The organism is Cupriavidus oxalaticus (assembly GCF_016894385.1).
Classification (GTDB): Bacteria; Pseudomonadota; Gammaproteobacteria; order Burkholderiales; family Burkholderiaceae; genus Cupriavidus; species Cupriavidus oxalaticus.
The window spans coordinates 1969398-1989205 of record NZ_CP069811.1 but is presented as its reverse complement, the minus strand read 5'-3'; the positions used below and the strand labels follow the sequence as shown (position 1 = coordinate 1989205).

The 19808-nt window shown below is 69.1% G+C and carries 18 protein-coding genes; 15 read left to right on the top strand and 3 right to left on the bottom strand.

Annotated features, from left to right (window positions below):
• Nucleotides 1-332 precede the first annotated feature (332 nt).
• From JTE92_RS08675 to JTE92_RS08660, 4 genes are all read left to right on the top strand, one after another.
• Nucleotides 333-1004, top strand: a complete 672-nt coding sequence (locus JTE92_RS08675; protein ID WP_063241289.1) for an alpha/beta hydrolase — start codon at nt 333-335, stop codon at nt 1002-1004.
• Between the two features lie 127 nt (nt 1005-1131).
• Nucleotides 1132-1893 (top strand): BON domain-containing protein, encoded by a 762-nt coding sequence (locus tag JTE92_RS08670; protein WP_063241290.1) that lies wholly within the window; start codon nt 1132-1134, stop codon nt 1891-1893.
• A gap of 90 nt (nt 1894-1983) precedes the next feature.
• Nucleotides 1984-3123, top strand: coding sequence for a DSD1 family PLP-dependent enzyme (locus tag JTE92_RS08665; protein ID WP_063241291.1), 1140 nt, complete (start codon nt 1984-1986; stop codon nt 3121-3123).
• Between the two features lie 21 nt (nt 3124-3144).
• Complete coding sequence (locus JTE92_RS08660) at nt 3145-3738, top strand: uracil-DNA glycosylase family protein (RefSeq protein WP_063241292.1); 594 nt, start codon at nt 3145-3147, stop codon at nt 3736-3738.
• A 6-nt stretch (nt 3739-3744) separates the two neighbouring features.
• Here JTE92_RS08660 and JTE92_RS08655 read toward each other — a convergent pair whose 3' ends face one another.
• Nucleotides 3745-5067 (bottom strand): sensor histidine kinase, encoded by a 1323-nt coding sequence (locus JTE92_RS08655; RefSeq protein WP_084254780.1) that lies wholly within the window; start codon nt 5065-5067, stop codon nt 3745-3747.
• A gap of 9 nt (nt 5068-5076) precedes the next feature.
• On the bottom strand, nt 5077-6381 hold the full coding sequence (cqsA, locus tag JTE92_RS08650) for an alpha-hydroxyketone-type quorum-sensing autoinducer synthase (protein WP_063241293.1): 1305 nt from the start codon (nt 6379-6381) through the stop codon (nt 5077-5079).
• A gap of 468 nt (nt 6382-6849) precedes the next feature.
• On the opposite strand from cqsA, the gene JTE92_RS08645 reads away from it, so the two are divergent.
• The 8 genes from JTE92_RS08645 (at nt 6850) to JTE92_RS08610 (ending at nt 14569) form a co-directional block, all read left to right on the top strand.
• Nucleotides 6850-7785, top strand: a complete 936-nt coding sequence (locus JTE92_RS08645) for a dioxygenase family protein (RefSeq protein ID WP_063241294.1) — start codon at nt 6850-6852, stop codon at nt 7783-7785.
• Between the two features lie 41 nt (nt 7786-7826).
• On the top strand, nt 7827-8576 hold the full coding sequence (locus JTE92_RS08640) for an SDR family NAD(P)-dependent oxidoreductase (protein ID WP_063241295.1): 750 nt from the start codon (nt 7827-7829) through the stop codon (nt 8574-8576).
• 49 nt (nt 8577-8625) lie between these two features.
• Complete coding sequence (locus tag JTE92_RS08635; protein ID WP_063241296.1) at nt 8626-9510, top strand: beta-keto acid cleavage family enzyme; 885 nt, start codon at nt 8626-8628, stop codon at nt 9508-9510.
• Nucleotides 9511-9552: 42 nt separating this feature from the next.
• The gene (locus JTE92_RS08630; RefSeq protein WP_063241297.1) at nt 9553-10530 is read left to right on the top strand and encodes a quinone oxidoreductase family protein; all 978 of its coding nucleotides are present in this window, start codon (nt 9553-9555) and stop codon (nt 10528-10530) included.
• A complete protein-coding gene (locus tag JTE92_RS08625; protein WP_063241298.1) occupies nt 10527-10868 on the top strand; it encodes a cupin domain-containing protein in 342 nt (113 codons plus the stop codon). The genes JTE92_RS08630 and JTE92_RS08625 overlap by 4 nt, the downstream gene beginning before the upstream one ends.
• 100 nt (nt 10869-10968) lie before the next feature.
• Nucleotides 10969-12072 carry a porin gene (locus JTE92_RS08620; protein WP_063241299.1) on the top strand — a complete coding sequence of 368 codons (1104 nt, stop codon included), beginning with the start codon at nt 10969-10971 and terminating at the stop codon, nt 12070-12072.
• Between the two features lie 41 nt (nt 12073-12113).
• Entirely contained in the window at nt 12114-13106 is a 993-nt protein-coding gene (locus JTE92_RS08615; RefSeq protein WP_063241300.1) for a tripartite tricarboxylate transporter substrate binding protein, read from the top strand.
• A 425-nt stretch (nt 13107-13531) separates the two neighbouring features.
• Complete coding sequence (locus tag JTE92_RS08610) at nt 13532-14569, top strand: LacI family DNA-binding transcriptional regulator (RefSeq protein WP_063241301.1); 1038 nt, start codon at nt 13532-13534, stop codon at nt 14567-14569.
• A gap of 29 nt (nt 14570-14598) precedes the next feature.
• On the opposite strand, the gene JTE92_RS08605 is transcribed toward JTE92_RS08610, so the two are convergent.
• Nucleotides 14599-15507, bottom strand: a complete 909-nt coding sequence (locus JTE92_RS08605) for a LysR family transcriptional regulator (RefSeq protein ID WP_063241302.1) — start codon at nt 15505-15507, stop codon at nt 14599-14601.
• Between the two features lie 141 nt (nt 15508-15648).
• Here JTE92_RS08605 and JTE92_RS08600 point away from each other — a divergent pair, with 141 nt between their 5' ends.
• The 3 genes from JTE92_RS08600 (at nt 15649) to JTE92_RS08590 (ending at nt 19780) form a co-directional block, all read left to right on the top strand.
• On the top strand, nt 15649-17253 hold the full coding sequence (locus tag JTE92_RS08600; RefSeq protein ID WP_063241303.1) for a sulfatase family protein: 1605 nt from the start codon (nt 15649-15651) through the stop codon (nt 17251-17253).
• Nucleotides 17254-17285: 32 nt separating this feature from the next.
• Entirely contained in the window at nt 17286-18314 is a 1029-nt protein-coding gene (locus JTE92_RS08595; RefSeq protein WP_232353430.1) for a Bug family tripartite tricarboxylate transporter substrate binding protein, read from the top strand.
• Nucleotides 18315-18502: 188 nt separating this feature from the next.
• Complete coding sequence (locus tag JTE92_RS08590; protein ID WP_063241305.1) at nt 18503-19780, top strand: YihY/virulence factor BrkB family protein; 1278 nt, start codon at nt 18503-18505, stop codon at nt 19778-19780.
• Nucleotides 19781-19808: the final 28 nt, after the last annotated feature.

Genomic DNA, 19808 nt, shown 5'->3' with positions numbered 1-19808 from the left:
TTTGGGTCAGCCACGAGAAAGGCCTGCGGGCGAAGCCACAGGCCGGCAATGCGTGGCACGGGTCGTGCTGACCGAACGCGGCGAACCCGTTTGCCGGGGGTGCCGCGGTTCGGGCCATTATACGAAAGCGTTCGGGTCACATGCCCCGCACAGGCGGCGCATGGGGCACCGGAGGGCAGAATTTTGCGCATCGGTGCCGTGCGTGGCCGTGTGTGGAGACAGCGCGGGCGGCATGTTCGCCACAATCGCATTACCATCACGGCTTTCGCCGGCCGGCAAACCGCCGGCAAACGGCCGGCATGCGGCCCGCACCGACATTGCAAGGAGCATTCATGGGAGTACCGTCCGCCACGGAAACGGCGCACCGCGCCGGCGCCGCCGGGCCGATCGAAATGCTGGTCGACCGTCCCGCCGGCATGCCGCGCGGCATCGCGGTGGTGTCGCATCCGCACCCGCTGCTGGGCGGCTCGGCCACGCACAAGGTGCCGCACCAGTTGGCCAAGGTGCTGCTGGCGCGCGGCTATCTGGCCGTGCGGCCCAACTTCCGCGGCGTGGCGGGCTCGGGCGGCGAGCACGACCAGGGCCGCGGCGAGACCGACGACATGCTGGCCGTGGTGGCGCAGCTGCGCGACGACCACCCCGGCCTGCCGCTGGCGCTGGCGGGTTTTTCGTTCGGGGCGTTCGTGATGGCGCAGGTGGCCGCCAGGCTGGCGGCGCAGGGCGTGCCGATCCGCCACCTCGTGCTGGCCGGCCTGCCGTATGGCACGGTCAAGGCCCATCGCAGCTATGACACGCCGGCCGTGCCCGCCGATTGCCTGGTGGTGCATGGCGAGCGCGACGAGCGCGCAGAACTGGCCGCGCTGTTCGACTGGGCCCGTCCGCAGGCGTTGCCCGTGGTGGTGGTCCCGGGCGCCGATCATTTCTTTACCGGCAGGCTGCCGTTGCTGGTGCGCATCGTCGGCCAGTATCTCGACCGGCCCGACGGGGAGGGCCGAAGCGCATGACGATGTTGCGCATCGTGTAAAAACTGCGTCCCGCGGCGCCGCCCGGAGCGCCGCGCGGCAAGCCCCGGCGCAAGGGCATGTTTTGTGCTACCGATACCAGGCTAGGACGTCAGATCGGAGGCAATCCATGAAAGACTACCCACCGTCGGAAATCCGGGAAACCTGGCGCCATCGCGGCTACGCTGATGAACCCGAGGTTAGCCGCCCGGCACACCATTGGCGCAGCGGCGACACTGGCGGCTCGCCGTATGGCTATGGCGAGGCCCGCTATGGCATGGAGGATGAAGACGACGAGCGGCCCCCGCGTCCTTCGCGCTGGGCCGCGCAGGCGGGGTCGCGCCGCATGCCCAAGGGCTACCAGCGCACCGACGCCCGCATTCGCGATGACTTGTGCGAACGGCTCGCACACGCCGATGACGATGTCTCGGATGTCACCGTCGACGTCGGCTCGGGCATCGTCACGCTGGCCGGCACCGTCCGGGACCGCGAGGTCAAGTTCCGCATCGAGCAATTGGCCGAGGATGTGCTCGGCGTCAGCGAAGTGCGCAACAACATCCAGATGGCGCGGCCGGGCAACGGCGCCGCAAGCGGCGGCAATGGCGGACTCCGCGAGCGTGGCGGCGGCGCCGCGCGTGGCCAGGGCCAGGACCAGAATGCGCAGCGGGTCGGCCAGTCCACCGGCGAGCGCCGGCAGGTCGGCTCCCCGGCCGGCGACGTGCTGTACATCGTGCAAGGCTGGGACGGGCGTTTCCTCGCCAACGAGCGCGGCGAGGGGGTGATGGTGAAGTCGATCGCGCAGGCCGGACTGTTCGACGATGCCGACGTGGCCCGCGCCGCTGCCGCCGAGCACTGCGGACGCGGCTACCGCCTGCTGGCCACGCGCCGATAGTGCTGTTGCGCGCGCAAGCCTGTGCGCAAGCCCGCGCCGGTGTTATCGTGAGGGCCCACGGCAAGCACTGCCGCCACCGGGCCCCACACCATGCATGAAGCCAGCGTTTTCCGGCCGCCGCACGCGGCGGCCGGCCAATTGTTGTCAGCGCTGCCGACGCCTGCGCTGCTGATCGAACTCGATGCCTTTGAAGCCAACCTGGCGCGCATGGCGGAACTTGCCGAACGCGCCGGCGTTGCGCTGCGCCCGCATGCCAAGGCGCACAAGTCCGTGGCGATCGCGCAGCGGCAGGTCGACGCGGGCGCGGTGGGCATCTGCTGCCAGAAGCTGTCCGAGGCGTATCCCTTTGCCGCGGCCGGCATCGGCAGCATCCACCTGAGCAATGAATTCGTCGGCGCCGACAAGGCCGCGATGGCGGCCGAACTGGCCCGCCACGCGCGTCTGTCGATCTGCGTGGACGACGTGCGCCAGGTCAGCCAGGTCGGCGCCGCCGCCGCGCGCGCCGGTGTGCGCATCGCGGTATTGCCGGAGGTCGACGTGGGACAGGGCCGCTGCGGCGTGGCCAACGACGACGCGCTGCTGGCGCTGGTCGACGCGATCGACGCCGAAGCCGCGCTGGATTTCGGCGGCGTGCAGGGCTATCACGGCGGTATCCAGCATATCGAGGCATGGGCGCAGCGGCGCGAGGCCGCGCAGCGCGCGGCCGAGGCCACCGCCGGCTACCTGCGCGCGCTGGAGCGGCGCGGGCTGCGCTGCCCGGTGGTGACCGGCGGCGGCACCGGCACCGCCGAGTTCGACCTGGAGAGCGGCGTCTACACCGAGATCCAGCCGGGTTCGTACCTGTTTCTCGACGGCCATTACGGCTCGCTTGAATGGGAAGGCGCGCTGCGGCCGCTGCATTCCCTGTTCGTGGCATCGACCGTGATGAGCGCGGCGCGCGCCGGCGTGGCCGTGTGCGATGTGGGCCTGAAGTCGGTCGCGGTCGATTCCGGCCTGCCGCACGTGTGGCCGCGCGATGCCGATGGTGCGCTGGAGTACGTTGCCGCCAACGACGAGCATGGCGTGCTGAGCGTGACCGGGGCCGACAGCCGCGACCTGCTGGGCGAGCGGCTGTGGCTGGTGCCGGGCCATTGCGATCCCACCGCCAACCTGCACGATGCCTATGCCTGCGTGCGCGGCGAGCGCGTGGAAGCGGTATGGGCCATCGAGGCGCGCGGGCTCAGCCGTTGACCATCGCCCTGGCCCTCTGATTTGCCTCGTCCCCGCTCCGCCAGGCTTGGCCGGCTCCTCGCCGACATCGCCGCCTGCCGCGCCTGCGCCTTGCCTCACGAGCCCAGGCCGGTGGTGCAGGCCGGCGCCCATGCGCGCCTGCTGATCGTCGGCCAGGCACCCGGACGGCGCGTGCATGAAACCGGCATCCCATGGAACGACCCGTCCGGCGACCTGCTGCGCAGCTGGCTGCAGCTGACGCCGGAACAGTTCTATGACGCCGGCAAGGTGGCGATCGTGCCGATGGGGCTGTGCTATCCCGGCAAGGGCGCCAGCGGCGACCTGCCGCCGCGGCGCGAATGCGCGCCCTTGTGGCATGCGCCGCTGCTGGCGTCCATGCCCGATATCCGCCTGACGCTGCTGATCGGCCGCCATGCACAGGCGTACTACCTCGGCCGCCGGGCCGGAGCGACGCTGGCCGATACCGTCGCCGCCTGCGCCGACTTCCTGCCGGCGTTCTTCCCGCTGCCGCACCCCAGCCCGCGCAACCGCTTCTGGCTGCGGCGCCACCCTTGGTTTGACGCCGAGGTGCTGCCGCTGCTGCGCCAGCAGGTGGCGCTGGCGCTGTCAGGCTGATGCGGCTCAGTGGTCCTTGTGCGGGAAGCGGATGTTGAACTCCGTGAATTCGTGCTCGACGGAACGGCAACTGATGCCGGCGCCCCAGCTGGTCAGCACGTTCTGGCAGAACGCCAGCCCGATGCCGGTGCCGCGGTGCGCCGGATAGGAAAAGAAGGGCTGGAACATGCGCGCCAGCACCTGCGGCGGCACCCCGGTCGCGGTGTCGCGGAAGGTGACGTGCACCGCGTCCGGCCGCACCTCGCAGCGGATCTGGATATCGCCCTTGCCGGCGCGCTTGATCGCTTCGAGCGCGTTCTTCAGCAGGTTGGTCATGACCAGCCCGAACAGCTGCGCGTTGCCGAGCACGCGCACCGGGCCGGGCAGATCGATCGTGACGATGTCGCCGCCCGGCTCATCGAACGGAAACCGGGCGATGGTGTCGCGGATCACGCCGCCCAGCTCGAACAGCTCGCGCGTGGCCTTTTCCGGGTTCTTGGAGTTGGCCACCAGCAGTTCGATGCTGTTGCTGATATGCGCGATGTCGGATTCCATGCGCGCCACCGCCTGCATCAGCCCCTCGCGGCGCGGCGCGTCCTGGTCCAGCGCTGCCGGCAGCCGCGCCTTGAGGCCCCCCGCGCTGATGCTCAGGCTGGTCAGCGGCGTACGCAGCTCGTGCGCGACGGTGGCCAGCGCCGCCGCCATGCCGCGCCGCTTCTGCTCGATCAGCAGCTGCCGGTCGAGCTTGATCACCACCAGCACCGAAATCACGAAGCCGATGATCGGCAACTGCAGCAGTACCGGCTCCCACGGGATCCCGCCCATGGAGTTGCCGGCCAGCACGAACAGCGCCACCGCGGCGGCCGCGCCGGACAGCAGCGAGATGGTCGCGAACGCCGTATTGAAGTGGTAGAGGATCACCACGGCGATGATGACCGACTCGGCCCAGGCCATCGACCCGCCGTTCTCCAGGTACAGGAAGATGAAGGCGAACGGCATGCCTACCGTGATCGCAAACAATGCATAGGGCGGCAGCCAGCGCCGGTGCGAGAAGGCCCTGGCAAACAGCAGCGGCACGAACAGCGCGGTGCAGGCCAGCCGCAGCCACAGGTTCTCGTAGGGCTGCGGGAACACATAGGACCAGATCAGGTAGTAGAGCGGGTGCCCGATCACCCCCAGCGCGCCTACCATCTGGATCCGCCGCAGGCGGATGACGCTTTCCTCGTCGAGCAGGATGGCCCGCGCCGCGGTTTCGAACACCGACTGCCAGCTCCGGCGGGCAAGGCCGGCAAGTCCCGGCAGGCCGGAACGGCGCTTGCGGCCGCCTGAGTCGGCCAACTCTGCTTCCATCTCCAACGGCTACTCCTCGCGGGAGCTTGCGGCGAGCTCCTCTTTGGGATTGAGGGATTTGCGCCGGCTGCGGCGCGTCGATGACCATTCTTCCAGACGCACCTCGTCGCGGATACTGGCGAGAACGCTGACCAGCCGGTCGATTTCACCGGCGCTAAGTTTCGCATGCAGGGTAAGTCGCATCAATGCCCGATTCCTGGGGGTTGCCGGCGAGCAGAATACCGCGCCGAAGATGCCGCGTTGCTGCAGCGCGTTGCGCAGGACCATCACCTGCGGCTCGGTGCCGGCCTCCAGCCCGATGATCTGCTCGGAGCCGTCGCTGATGTTGTATCCCAGCGCACTGATCGCTGCGCGGGTTGTGCGGGTGATCGCATGCAGCTGTTCGCGCCGCTGGTCCGCCGCGGCGATGAAATCGATGGCGGCGTCGAACCACGCGATTTCGTGGCGCAGCAGGCCCGAACTGAAAATGGCCGGCCGCGACTCGACCGCGAAGAAGTCCTTGAACCTGCTGGAGCAGGTGACGAAGCCTGCGCGCCCGGCGAAGGCCTTGGCCAGCGAAGCGGTGCGGAAATGCACCCGCTCCGACAGCCCCAGCGCCGGCACCAGCCCACCGCCCGACGGCCCGTGGGTGCCGAGCGAGTGCGACTCATCCACGACCAGCACCGAACCCGACGCTTCCGCCACCGCGACATATTCCTCCAGCGGCGCCACGCTGCCAGTCGTCGAGTAGACCGCGTCGACCATGATCACGCCCGGCCCGAAGCGTTCGGCCTGGCGGCGCGCATGGGCCACGTCGTTGTGGCGGATCGGCACGGCCTGCGCGCCGGCGGCGGTGATGCCCTCCCACAGCGAGGCGTGGCCGTTCATGTCGATATAGACCGGCACGCCCGGCCCGGCGATGCATTGCACCAGGCCGACGTTGGCGGCCCAGCCGGACTGCGCGATCAGCCCGTCCTCGGCCTGCATCAGGTTGGCCAGCTTGCGCTCGACGTGCCGTTGCGGCGTCTCGCCGTACTGGAACACGGACGACATCAGCAGCTCGGGCTGCTCGTCCAGCAGCGCGCGGGCCTGCGCCTCCAGCAACGCCCGCTCGCCCAGCAGGCACAGGTAGTCGTTGCTGCTCAGGTGCAGCGCGTCGGGACCCGGCTTGCGCCCGTGCAGCAGGTGGTCGCCGCCCCAGAGCTTGCCCAGCCGGGCGTCGAAGTGCTCTGACATGCGGGCTGCGATCCACTGCGGCAGCGGCGGCGTGGCCACGCTGCGGGGGGAGCAGGGAACGGAGTGCGTCGGCTGCGGACGCTGGGCGGCGGAGAACATCGGTTTTCCTCGGGTCGGTGGGGCGGGTCGAAGGGGATCGCTGGCGGCATGGCCAGGGACTGGGCATTGCAGGCAAGTCGGGGCGTCCGCCCGTCAGCGATCACCGTGCCAAGTCCTCGGTGTCGATTGTGACCGGGCTTCCACCAGTTCAACGCTTGTTTGAGCGGGAAGGGCCACGCTGCCGTTGCATTGTGGCGCGGCCGGCGCTCGCTGGCATGTCCAGTTCACACCGCTTAGTGCCTGTTAAGGCACATATAGGCAGATATACCCCGAAATGCCACCTTCCGCCCGGGCGAGACCCGCCTAGGGTTTGTCCTGAAGGCGAGGCGTAGCGGCTTGTTTTGATTGTGATTTCCGGCGAGGCGAAGGGCGTCGGGCCGCCGCCTGGCCGAACTTTCGCCTTGACCTTCCGCGCTGGCCGCCGATAATGCTGCCAATCACTGCAAACGTTTGCAAAGGAGGCATGACATGGAGACATCGATCGCGCGGCAGGTATCGCCGGCCCCGCGCCCCACGCTGATAGACGACGAGCATTCGGTGACCGGCATCGTCCAGGCCGCGATGGCGGATACCGCCGATCCGCGCCTGCGCCAGGTCATGGATGCGCTGGTCCGGCACCTGCACGGCTTCGTGCGCGAGGTGCGCCTGACCGACGAAGAATTCGAGTTTGCGATGGGCTGGCTCGCCAGCCTCGGCCACGCGACGCACGCCACGCACAACGAGGTCGTGCTGGCGGCGGACGTGCTGGGCCTGTCGACGCTGGTGACCGTGATGAACAACAGCACCCGCGACGGCCGCACGCCCGGCGCCCTGCTGGGACCGTTCTACCGCGCCAACGCGCCGCGCTATGCCTGCGGCGACTGCGTGGTGCAGGACGATGCGCCCGGCCTGCCGCTGCTGGTCAGCGGCACCGTGCGCGGCACCGACGGCACGCCGCTGGCCGGCGCGCTGGTCGAGGTGTGGCAGGCCTCGCCGGTCGGCCTGTACGACAACCAGGACCCGACCCAGCCCGACCGCAACCTGCGCGGCTGCTTCCATACCGATGCCGATGGCGGCTACCGCTTCCGCACGGTGCGCCCGGCCGGCTATCCAGTGCCGACCGACGGCCCGGTGGGCGCGCTGCTGGCCGCGCAACAGCGCCATCCGTACCGGCCGGCGCATATCCATTTCATCGTCGCGGCGCCGGGATACCGGACGCTGGTGACGCAGGTGTTTGCCGACGAGGCCGACAAGCTGGCCTCGGATGTCACCTTCGGCGTGCACCGGCAACTGGTCGGCACGCTGCAGCTGCACGACCAGGGCCGCAGCCCGTGGGGCGAGGTGCCAGCGCCGTTCTACACGCTGGACTTCGACTTCACGCTGGAGCCCGGGCAGCAGACGTTTCCCAAGCCGCCGATCGACTGAACGCTGGCCGATTTCCTTTCACGCAGATTCCCACTCCGAACATGAGCGCATCTCCTCTTTCCGGCAAGGTTGCCGTCATCCTCGGCGGCTCCGGCAGCATCGGCCTTGCCACCGGTGAAACGCTGGCCTGCCTCGGCGCGAGCATCGTCCTGGCCGGCCGCGACGCCGACAAGGCGGCCAGCGCGGCGGCCGCGCTGCCGGCCGGCAACCACCTTGCCGCCGTCGCGGAAATCGCCGACAGCGCCTCGCTGCGCGCGCTGGCCGACGAAGTCATCAGCCATTACGGCCGCGTCGACATGCTGGTCAATACCGCCGGCTTTACGCGGGCGATCCCGCACGCCGACCTCGACGCGCTCGACGACGCGCTGATCGACGAGCTCTTCGCCATCAACTGGCGCGGCCAGTTCGCCGCGATCCGCGCCTTTGCGCCGCACCTGCGCGCCAGCGGCGACGGACTGGTGGTCAATGTCGGCTCCATCGCGGGGCGCAACGGGCAGGGCAGCAACGTGGCGTACTGCGCGGCCAAGGCGGGGCTCGACGTCATGGCGATGTCGCTCGGGCGCGCACTGGCGCCGCAGATCCGCGTGCTGAACGTCTCGCCCGGCGTGGTCGACAGCGCCTTCGTGCCCGGCCGCGACAGCGGCTTCAACGAGCGCGCCGCGAGGACGACGCCGCTGCAACGCATCGGCCAGGCGCAGGACGTGGCCGATGCCATCGCCGCGTGCGCAACCTCGCTGCGCTTTGCCACCGGCACCACCATCGTCGTCGACGGCGGCCGGCAGCTCGGCTAGGCCGGCGCCGCGCTCCTTTTTCCCCCTTGTTCTTCACCAACGTTCGCTCATGCACGCACGCAAGACCATCATCACCTGCGCGGTGACCGGCAATATCGTCACCCCCGAGCAGCATCCCGGCCTGCCGGTCACGCCGGCGCAGATCGCCGACGCCGCGCTCGAAGCCGCCGAGGCCGGCGCCGCCGCGGCTCATATCCACGTGCGCGATCCCGAAACGGGCCGCCCGTCGATGGCGCTCGAGTACTACGCCGATGTCATCGACCGCATCCGCACGCGCCACCGCACGCTGATCATCAACCTCACCACCGGTCCCGGCGGCCGCTTCGTGCCGAGCGAGGACGAGCCGCGCGTGGCGGCGCCGGGCACCACGCTGCTGCCGCCGGGCAAGCGCGTCGAGCACATCACCGCGCTGCGTCCGGATGTGTGCTCGCTCGATCTCAACACCATGAACTCCGGCGGCGACGTGGTCATCAACACACCCGCCAACGTGCGCAAGATGGCCGCCGCGATCCGCGCCGCCGGCGTCATGCCGGAGCTGGAGATCTTCGATTCGGGCGACCTCAACATGGCGCTCGATTTCATCCGCGACGGCGTGCTCGACGGGCCCGGCCTGTGGACCTTCGTGCTGGGCGTCAAGTACGGCTTCGCGCCCACGCCCGAGACGATCTTCTACGCGCGCAACATGCTGCCCCCCGGCGCGCACTGGTCTGCCTTCGGCATCGGCCGCGCCGAGTTCCCGATCGTGGCGCAGGCATGGCTGGCCGGCGGCCACGTGCGCGTGGGCCTGGAAGACAACATCTACCTGGAGAAGGGCGTGCTGGCCCCGAGCAACGCCGCGCTGGTCGCCAAGGCGCGCGACATCGTGCGCTCGCTCGGCGGCGAGATCGCGTCGCCGGTGGAGGCGCGCCGTACGCTGGGGCTGCGCGAAGCCTGAATCCCGCCAACCGTATTGCCGAACACTGAAAGGACAAACCTTATGAACACCATCCGTGTGAACCAGAAAGCCGCCGATATCGAAGCGCTGCAGCTCGAACTGCTCGGCGTGCCGCGCCCCGATGCCGCGGCGGACCAATGCATCATCGAAGTCGCCAGTGCCGGGGTCAATCCCAGCGACGTGAAGGCGACGCTGGGCCTGATGCCGCATGCGGTGTGGCCGCGCACCCCGGGCCGCGACTATGCCGGCCTGGTGGTCGACGGGCCCGCCGCGCTGCTGGGCCTGCAGGTGTGGGGCAGCGGCGGCGAGCTGGGTATCCGCCGCGACGGCACGCATGGCAAATACCTGAGCATCCAGGCCAGCGCGGTGCGCGCCAAGCCGGCCTCGGTGTCGCTGCTTGAGGCCGGCGCCGTGGGCGTGCCGTTCATCACCGCCTTTGAAGGCCTGCGCCGCGCCGGCATGCCGCAGGCCGGCAGCACCGTGCTGGTCTGCGGCGGCAACGGCAAGGTCGGGCAGGCCACCATCCAGATTGCCACGGCACTGGGTGCGCGCGTCTTTGCCGTCGAGCGCACGGCCGTGCCTTATCGCGGCCATGCCAGCGGCGAAGTGCGCATGATCGACGCCAGCCGCGAAGCGATCGCCGAGGTGGTGCGCGACGAGACCGGCGGCCATGGTGCCGATATCGTCTACAACACCGTCGGCAGCCCATATTTCGAGCAGGCCAACCGGGCGATGGCAACCGGCGCGACGCAGATTTTTATCTCGACCATCGAGAAGCCGGTGCCGTTCGACATCTTCGCCTTCTACCGCGGCCAGCATACCTACGTCGGCGTCGACACGCTGGCGCTGGACAGCGGCGCCTGCGCGCAGATCCTGGACCAGCTTGCGCCGATGTTTGCCTCGGGTGAACTGCGGCCGTTCCCGGTGCTGTCCGATTACACCTATGCACTGGCCAATGCCAAGGACGCGTACCGCGCGGTCCTGCAAGGCGCCACCGAGCGCGTGGTGCTCAAGCCATGAACACGACCCGGTTTGCCCAGGCGCCGGCGTATTTCCCGCCCAATCACGACGGCATGCATTGCCTGCGGCTGCAGGGGCACGAGGCCGGACCGTCGGAGGCACTGTGGCTCGGGGTCTCGGTGCTGCTGCCCGGCGGCCATACCGCGCTGGATGCTTCGCCGGTGGAAAAGCATTACGTCGTGCTCGAAGGGGAAGTCTGCGTGCGCACGCCGGACGAGGCCGTCACGCTGGGACAGTACGACTCGGTGCGCCTCGCGCCGGGCGAAGCGCGGCAGGTGTCCAATCCCGGCAACCGGCCCGCCTTGCTGCTGCTGGCGATGCCATATCCGAAGGTCTGATTTCTTGGGCTGGAATGCAAACGTTTGCAGCGCGGAAGTACATAGCGCTGACCACAAAAGTGACTACAAAAAGAATCACCACAACCACAGGGGTAGACCAATGACATCCGTTCCGAAGCGGTACCGCTTGCTGCTGCTGGCCATGGGCGCGGCCTGCAGCGGCCACGCCGGCGCGCAGTCGTCCGTGACGCTGTACGGGCGCCTGAACACCGCGCTGGAGTATTCCTATGCCAATACCGCGACCGACGGCGCGCGCCTTGGCGGCGTCGGCCGCCTGACCAACAACCGCTCCGTGTTTGGCATGCGCGGCGAGGAAGGGCTGGGCGGCAGCCTCAAGGCGATCTGGCAGATCGAGAGCAACGTCTCGCTCGACACCGGCCAGGGCCAGATCGCCGGGCGCAACTCGCGCATCGGGCTGCAGGGCAGCGCCGGCACGCTGTTCATGGGGCACTGGCAGACGCCCTATACCGAGGCGACCTCGACCTACGATCCGTATTACCCGACCACGGCGGGCTATATGGCGCTGATCGGCAACGGCTCCACGTCGAGTTCGGACAACGTGCAGGACACCAGCGCGTTCGACCGCCGGCAGAAAAACATCATCGTCTACAAGACGCCGTCGCTGGCGGGCTTCAGCGGCGCGGCCGCGTGGGGCATCAACGAGGAAAAGACCACGGTGCCGCGCAACCCGGGGCTGTACTCGTTCTCCGCCGCCTACGACAACGGTCCGCTCAACGTGGTGCTGGCCTATGAAATCCACCAGCACTACCAGACCGCGAACCGCAACGACGATGCGATGAAGGCGGGCGTTTCCTACAAGTTCCCGACTACCACCGTCGCGCTGCTCTATGAACGGCTGCATTACCGCACCGCCACGGGCGACCTGACGCGCAACGGCTACTACGCGTCGGTGGTGCAGAAGCTGGGGCCCGGCAGCGTGCGGGTCGGCTTTGGCCTCGCCAGCAACGGCGCCGGCAACGCCACCGAGACCGTCGGCTTCTTCCGCAGCGGCGCGGAGACGGGCGCGACGCAGGTCACGGTGGGCTACGACTACCCGTTGTCCAAGCGCACGGCGCTGTATGCGTACTACAGCCGCATCAACAACAAGCGCAACGCGATCTATGACTTCGCCATCAACGAGCTGGGCGTAAGCGCGGGCGCCGACCCGCAGACCGTCGCGCTCGGCATGCGGCATTTCTTCTGAGGCGCGGCCCACGCGTCCCACCGGTAATGAGGAGACAAGGAATGATTCGATCCATCCAGGGCGCCGTGCTGGCGCTGACTTCATCGTTGATGCTGGCGGCCGCCCCCGCCGCCTCCGCCGCCAGTATGCAGCCCCAGTACCCCAGCAAGCCGATCCGGCTGGTGGTGCCGTTTTCCGCCGGCAGCGCCACCGATATCCTTGCGCGCATCCTCGGCAGCAAGATGGCCGAGGGCGGCAGCTACCAGGTGATCGTCGACAACCGGCCCGGCGCGGGCGGCACCGTCGGCGCCACCGGCGTGGCCAAGGCGGCGCCGGACGGCTACACGCTGATCCTGGTGTCGGTCGGGCATGCGATCAACGCCACGCTGTATCCCAAACTCGGCTATGACACGGTGAAGGACTTCGCGCCGGTCTCGCTGGTGGCGAGCGTGCCCAACGTGCTGGTGGTCAATGCGGCCAGCAAGTACAAGTCGGTGCGCGACGTGGTGGCGGCGGCCAAGGCCACGCCGGGCGCGCTGAACTTTGACTCCGCGGGCTCCGGCAGCTCCACGCACCTCAGCGGCGAGATGTTCAAGATGCAGGCCGGCATCGACATCACGCATATCCCGTACAAGGGCACCGGCGAAGCGCTGACCGACGTCATGGCCGGCCGCGGCGACATGATGTTCGCGCCCACCGTCTCGGCCATGCCGTTCGTCAGGCAAGGCAAGCTGCGCGCGCTGGCGGTGACCACGCCGAAGCGGGCCAGTGCGCTGCCGGATATCCCGACCGTCGCGGAATCGGGCTTTCCCGCCTATGCCTTCGATTCGTGGTTCGGCGTCCTCGCGCCGGCCGGCACGCCGCGCGAGATCGTCGATGCCCTCAACGCCGAGATCGGCAAGGCGCTGTCATCGCCCGACGTGCGCGAGCGCCTGGCCGCGCAGGGCGCCGAGCCGCGGCGTTCGTCGCCGCAGGAGTTTGCCGCGTATATCCAGGCGGAAATCGGCAAGCTGGCGCCGGTGGTGCGGCAGTCAGGGGTCAGGGCTGGGGAGTAAGGGTTGCGCGGTGGCACAGACTTGCAGTTGTGTGCTCCCTCTCCCGCTTGCGGGAGAGGGGAGCAAGCAATGGGCAGGGATAGGTCTGTGGGCTCATCGGCGATGGCGCCAAGCGAGCGCAGCGGGGCGTTCTGTGCCCGGCCCCTTGATGGCCAAGCTTGCTGATGGTTTGCTCCCTCTCCCGCTTGCGGGAGAGGGTTGGGGTGAGGGCCGGCGTGACCACGGAGTGAAGCGCTGCACTTCGTGGAGGCTCCGGCCCTCAGGGCGAAACCAGGGCATATCAAATATCCGCCAGATGCCCAGCCGCAGCCCCGTCAAGATGACGCCAAAGTGAAGCCCCCACCTTCATTAACCACCCCCAGCAGCAATGCACCTTAAAATATCGCCTCCCCCATTCCCGGGCCGCCGCCCAGCCACCTGCCGTCATGCCCGAGCGCAAGCGCCTCACCCTGAAAGACCTGGCCGCCGAGATCGACGTGCATTACTCGACGGTCTCGCGGGTCATGAACCCGGCCACGCGGCACCTGGTGGCGCAGGACGTGGCGGCGCGCATCCTGGAAGTGGCTGAGGCGCGCGGCTTCCGCCCCAACCGCATCGCCGCGGGCTTGCGCACGCAGCGCTCCGGGCTGGTGGGCGTGGTGCTGCCCGATATCGCCAACCCGGTGTTCCCGCCGATCCTGGCGGGGATCGAGTCGGTGCTGGCGCAAAAGGGCTACGTACCCATCGTCGTCAACGCCGGCACCGACAAGAGCCGGCAGCGCTTCATCATCGACCAGATGATCGGCCGGCAGGTCGAAGGGCTGGTGCTGGCGACGGCGGAGCGCGAGGACGCGGTGCTCGACTACTGCATCCGGCAGCATATCCCGGTCGTCACGGTCAACCGCGGCGAAGAGACGGGACGGGTCTCGTGCGTGGTCAGCGACAACCTGCTGGCGATGCGGCTGACGGTAGACCACCTGGTCGGCCTCGGCCATCGCCATATCGCCCATATCGCCGGCCCGGCCGCGCTGTCCACCGGCTTCCTGCGGCGCGAAGGCTTTGTCCAGGCGGTCAGGCGGCACCGCCTGCGCCGCGACGCCTGGCACGTGATCGAGGCCGCCAGCTATTCGCGCGAGGCCGGCAAGCTGGCGTGCGCGCAACTGCTGGAAGCCTTTCCGGCAGTCACCGCCATCGCCGCCGGCAACGACCTGGTGGCGATGGGCTGCTACGACCTGCTGCGCGAACGCGGACTGGATTGCCCCGCCGACATCTCGGTGGTCGGGCACAACGACATGCCGTTCGCCGATGCGCTGACCCCGCCGCTGACCACGGTGCGCATCGCCGTCCATGAAATGGGCGAGGAGGCGGCGCGGCTGCTGCTGCGGCAGATCGACAAGCCGGGATCCGATGCCGTCACCGTGCAGCTGACGCCGCAGCTGATCGTGCGCGGCTCCACCGCCGCGCCGCGCGACGACGCGCCATAGGTGGGGAAGGGCGGGGGAGCGCGGCAGCGCTAGCGTGCCGCCGCCACCAGCGCCGCCATGAAGGCCTGCCGCAGCGGCGTCTGCTCGGCATCGCGATGCCGCAGCACGCCCACCGTGCCTTCGCGCCGGTACGGCAGCGGCAACGCCACCACCTGTCCCAGGGCGCGAAAGAACTCGGTCATCCTCCCCGACATCACCGCCAGCAATTCGCTCTGCTGCAGCAGCGCCACGTTTGCCAGGACCGTGGCGCTCTCGATGCGCACGGTCGGCGCCGGTTCGCCCGCCAGTGCCAGTTCGTAGTCCAGCTCGCGCCGGATCTGGCTGGTGGCGGGCGGGCCGATCCATGTATAGGCGCGCGTCTCGTCCCAGCGCAGCTTGCGCCGGCGCGCCAGCGGATGCGCCGGGCCGGCAATGACGCGGATGGTCTCGGGATAGAGCAGGTCGCAGCGCAGCGGCGCGTCGATGCCCTGCACCTCGGTGCGCCCGACCACGAAATCCAGCCGCCCTTCGCGCAGGGCCGGCAGCATGTCTTCCACGGTGCCCTCGGCAAGCGTCAGGTGCGCCTCGGGAAACGCCTCGCGGAATTGCCGGATCGCCGCGGGGAGCAGGTCGACCGCAACCGTCGGCGTCGCGCCGACCGCCAGTTGCCCGGCCGCGCCGTCCGCCATCACGCGGATGGTGGCCTGGGTGCGTTCGATCTCGCTGAGGATGGTGCGGGCGTGGACCACCAGCGCCTCGCAGAAACGCGTCGGCACCAGGCCGCGCGAATGCCGCTCGAACAGCGCGACGCCGAGTTCGCTTTCCAGCTCGGCCAGCCAGCGCGACAGCGCCGGCTGCGTCATGCTGAGCCGCTCCGCGGTATGGCTGACGTTGCGGGTTTCGTAGAGCGCCACCAGCACATGCAGTTGCCGGATGCGCAGGCGCTGGGTCCAGTCCATGATGGGGTTTCCGGTATGCCAAAGATGTTATAGCAGTGACCATTTTAATCATTTCCATGTCATCCCGGCCAATGCCATACTTTTCACACGTGGCGCCATGTCGCTTCGACAGCGTCCCCGACCGCCCCCTGAGCCCCCCATATGTCCGACCCGACACCGCGCCCCAATTTCCTGCTCTTCATCACCGACCAGCACCGCGCCGACCACCTCGGCATTTATGGCAACGATGTCGTGCGCACGCCCAATATCGACCGCCTCGGCGGCTGGGTGGCGCAGCGTTGCTACGTCGCCTCGCCGATCTGCATGCCCAACCGCTCGTCGCTGATGACCGGGCGCATGCCGTCGGCCCATGGCGCGCGCCACAACGGCATTCCGCTGCCGCTGTCGCAGGTGACCTTTGTCGAGCGGCTGCGCGAGGCGGGCTACCGCACCGGACTGGTCGGCAAGTCGCACCTGCAGAACATGACGGGGCTGCCGCCGGTATGGCCGCGCCCGCAGGATCCGCGCACCGAAGGCGAGGCGCGCCGGCCCGAGGCCGGGCGCTTCGACCAGGAATGGGCGCCGGCGTGGCGCGACGATCCGGGCTTCGACATGTCGCTGCCGTTCTATGGCTTCGGCGACGTGCAGCTGGTGATCGACCATGGCGACACCGCCGGCGGCCATTACCGCCGCTGGCTTGAACAACACCATCCGGAAGTGGCTGCGCTGTGCGGACAGCAGCACGCCATCCCGACGCCGGACTACGCGCTCTGCGCCGCGCGGCAAGCCTGGCGCACACGCGTGCCGGAGACGTTGTCGACCACCGCCTGGATCGGCGACCGCACCATCGACCTGCTGGAGCAATACGCCCGGGCCGACGCGCCGTTCATGATCCAGTGCTCGTTCCCCGATCCGCACCACCCGTTCACGCCCCCCGGCCGCTACTGGGACATGTACCGTCCCGAGGACATGGTGCTGCCCGCGTCGTTCCATGACGATCCCGCGCTGGCGCCGCCGCACCTCAAATGGATGCACGCGCAGCGCGATGCCGGCCGCGCGGTCAAGCACACGCCGGCGATGTTCGCCTGCACCGCGCGCGAGGCGCGCGAGGCGCTGGCGCTGAACTATGGCTCGATCGCGCATATCGACGACACCATCGGCCGGGTGATGGCCCGGCTGGCGGCCCTGGGGCTGGACCGCAATACCGTGGTGCTGTTCACCAGCGACCACGGCGATTTCTTCGGCGACCACCAGTTGCTGTGGAAGGGACCGCTGCACTACCAGGGCCTGATCCGCACGCCGCTGCTGTGGTCCGAGCCCGCTGCGCGGGCCGCGCAGGCCCCGGCCACGGCACCGGCCGTGCGCAGCCAGGCGTTGTGTTCCACCATCGACATCGCCCCGACCATCCTGGCGCGCGCCGGCTGCCTGCCCTACAACGGCATGCAGGGCTTGTCGCTGCTGCCCGCCATGGCGGGCGAGCCGCTGCCGCGCGAGGCCGTGCTGGTCGAGGAAGAGAACCAGCGCACGCTGTTCGATTTCCCGATGCGCACGCGCATGCGCACGCTGCAGACCGCGCGCTACCGGCTCAGCCTCTATGAGGGCGCGGACTGGGGCGAACTGTACGACCTGGAGAGCGACCCGGCCGAATCGCACAACCTGTGGCACGAGCCCGCGCTGGCGGGCGTGCGCCAGGAACTGCTGCACCAGCTGGTGCTGACGATGATCGGGCACAGCGATGCCAGCCCGAACCCGACCGCACTGGCCTGACCCATCGATAACGAGAGACACGGAGACAACGCATGACCCGCCCCATGGCTACCCGGCCCACTGGTTTGCCCACCGCCGCGCACCGGCCCCGACGGGGGGCCCTTGCCACCCTTGCCGCCCTTGCCGGCTACGCATTGCTGGCCGTCTTGCCCGCGCACGGGCAAGACGCCTACCCGTCGCGGCCGGTCCGCATCATCGTCAACTTTCCGGCCGGCGGGCCGCTCGATACCGTGGCCCGGCTGGTCGCGGAGCGCGCGGGCCGTGACCTGAAGCAGCCGGTGGTGGTGGAAAACCGCGCTGGGGCCGGCGGCAACGTCGGTGCCGAGGCCGCCGCGCGCGCTACCCCTGACGGCTACACGCTGCTGATGTCGACCGACACGCTGGTGACGGTCAACCCGTTCGCCTACCGCAAGATGTCGTTCGACCCGGTGCGCGACCTGCAGCCGGTGGGCCTGGCCGGCACCTTCAACCAGGTGCTGGTGACGCACCCGGCCATCAAGGTCGCGAGCCTGGACAAGTTCCTGGCCATGGCGAAGGCGCAGGACCTGTCGTACGCCTCGGCGGGGATCGCGTCGCCGGGGCATATCGCCTTCGAGATGCTGAAGGCGCGCACGCAGATCCAGGGCACGCACGTGCCATACAAGGGCAACGCCCCGGCGCTCAGCGACGTGCTCGCCGGGCAGGTGCCGGCCGGCTTCCTGGCGACGCCGACCGCGGTGCAGTACATCCGCAGCGGCAAGCTGGTGCCGCTGGCGGTATCCGGGCTGCGGCGCGATCCTTTGCTGCCCGATGTGCCCACCGTGGCGGAGACCGGCGTATCCGGCTTCGACGCCGAGTTCGCTTTCGTGATGCTGGTGCCGTCCGGCACGCCCGCGCCGATCCGCACGCGCTGGGAGCAGCAGCTGAAGACGATCTTCGCGGACGCGGGATTCCAGAAGAAGCTGCTGGCGCAAGGCGTCAGGCCGCAGGCCACCGACGGCGCCCAGGCCACGGCATGGCTGGCGGCCGGCAGCAAGCGCTGGGGCGAGCTGATCCGCAAGCTGGGGGTGTCGCTGGATTGACCGGAACCGGCCCGCCGGGTATTCCGGCAGGCACATGCCGCACAGGGGAGAAAAACGCGGCTGGTAATTCCGGAAGCGCCCGTTGCAGGAAGGAACGCGAGGAGGCCGCCGCAGGCGCCGCATTGCGGGCCCCGGTGCTCTGGAATGGGATTTGCTATTGCCATGCAGGACACGCGACAGGACCTCGCATGCTATCCCTTGGCCCCGTGTCGCCGCGCGCCGCCTTCGAGCTGATCCGCGAGAGCATCGACTCCTGGATCGACGACTATGCCCCGAGCATGGGCGCGGCGCTGGCGTACTACACCGTCTTCTCGATTGCCCCGCTGCTGATGATCGTCATCACCGTGGCGGGCGTGATATTCGGCGCCGAAGCGGCGCGCGGCGAGGTCGTCAGCGAGCTGAACGGGCTGATCGGCGCGGAAGGGGCACAGGTGGTCGAAGACATGCTGGTCGCGGTCAGCGAGCCGGCCGCCAGTACGGTCACCGCCATCCTGGGCGTGGTGGCATTGGTGGTGGGCGCAACCACGGTGTTCGCGGAACTGCAGTCGGCGCTCGACCGCATCTGGCGGGTACCGCAGCGCCAGAAGAGTTCGGGCCTGTTTGCGCTGCTGCGCGCGCGGCTGCTGTCGTTCGGCATGATCCTGGGCATCGGCTTCCTGCTGGTCGTTTCGCTGCTGCTCAGTGCCGGCATCTCGGCGATGGGGCGTGAGTGGGGGCCGCTGCTGGGCATCGACGAGGCGGTCGGGCATGTGCTGGACACCGTCATCAGCCTGGTGCTGACGACCGTGGTATTCGCGATGATCTACAAGATCATGCCGCGCACCAAGATCCGCTGGTTCGACGTCTGGCTGGGCGCCATCGTCACGGCGCTGCTGTTCACGCTGGGCAAGTTCCTGATCGGCCTGTACATCGGCAAGAGCGGCGTGGCCAGCGGGTATGGCGCCGCGGGGTCGCTGGTGGTGTTGCTGTTATGGGTGTACTACGCCGCGCAGATTTTCCTGCTGGGTGCCGAATTTACCTGGCATTTTGCCCAGCGCTTCGGCTCGCTGCGGCACAGCGGCCAGCCAGCGCCGCCGACCGCGCCGACCGCGCCGATAGGCGGGCGGGCGCCGGTCATGGTGGACGAGCATGCCCGGGGCGACGCGACACGCCATCCGGTAAAGACCGGCAACGACGGCGTGACGCCCATCGTGGCGCTCTATGTCGACGAGATCGTGAACGCTGCCGTCAAGGCGGGAGAGCAGGGGCAGGCGACGGCGGTCGACATCGCGGACGCCGCCGAGAAAGCCTTTACCCATTTCAGGACCGTAGCGGGGCCGGACAAGCAGGCCTTGCGGAACCGCCTGCGGGAACTGGCGCAGGCGCTGGTGGTGGCTGCCGAGGCGGGACATCATTCAGGCGATACCCGCGACCTGATCCAGTTCGGCGTGAGCTACGTCGAGGCTTACCTGCACCGGACGCACTGAGGGCACTGAGGGCACTGAGGGCACTGGC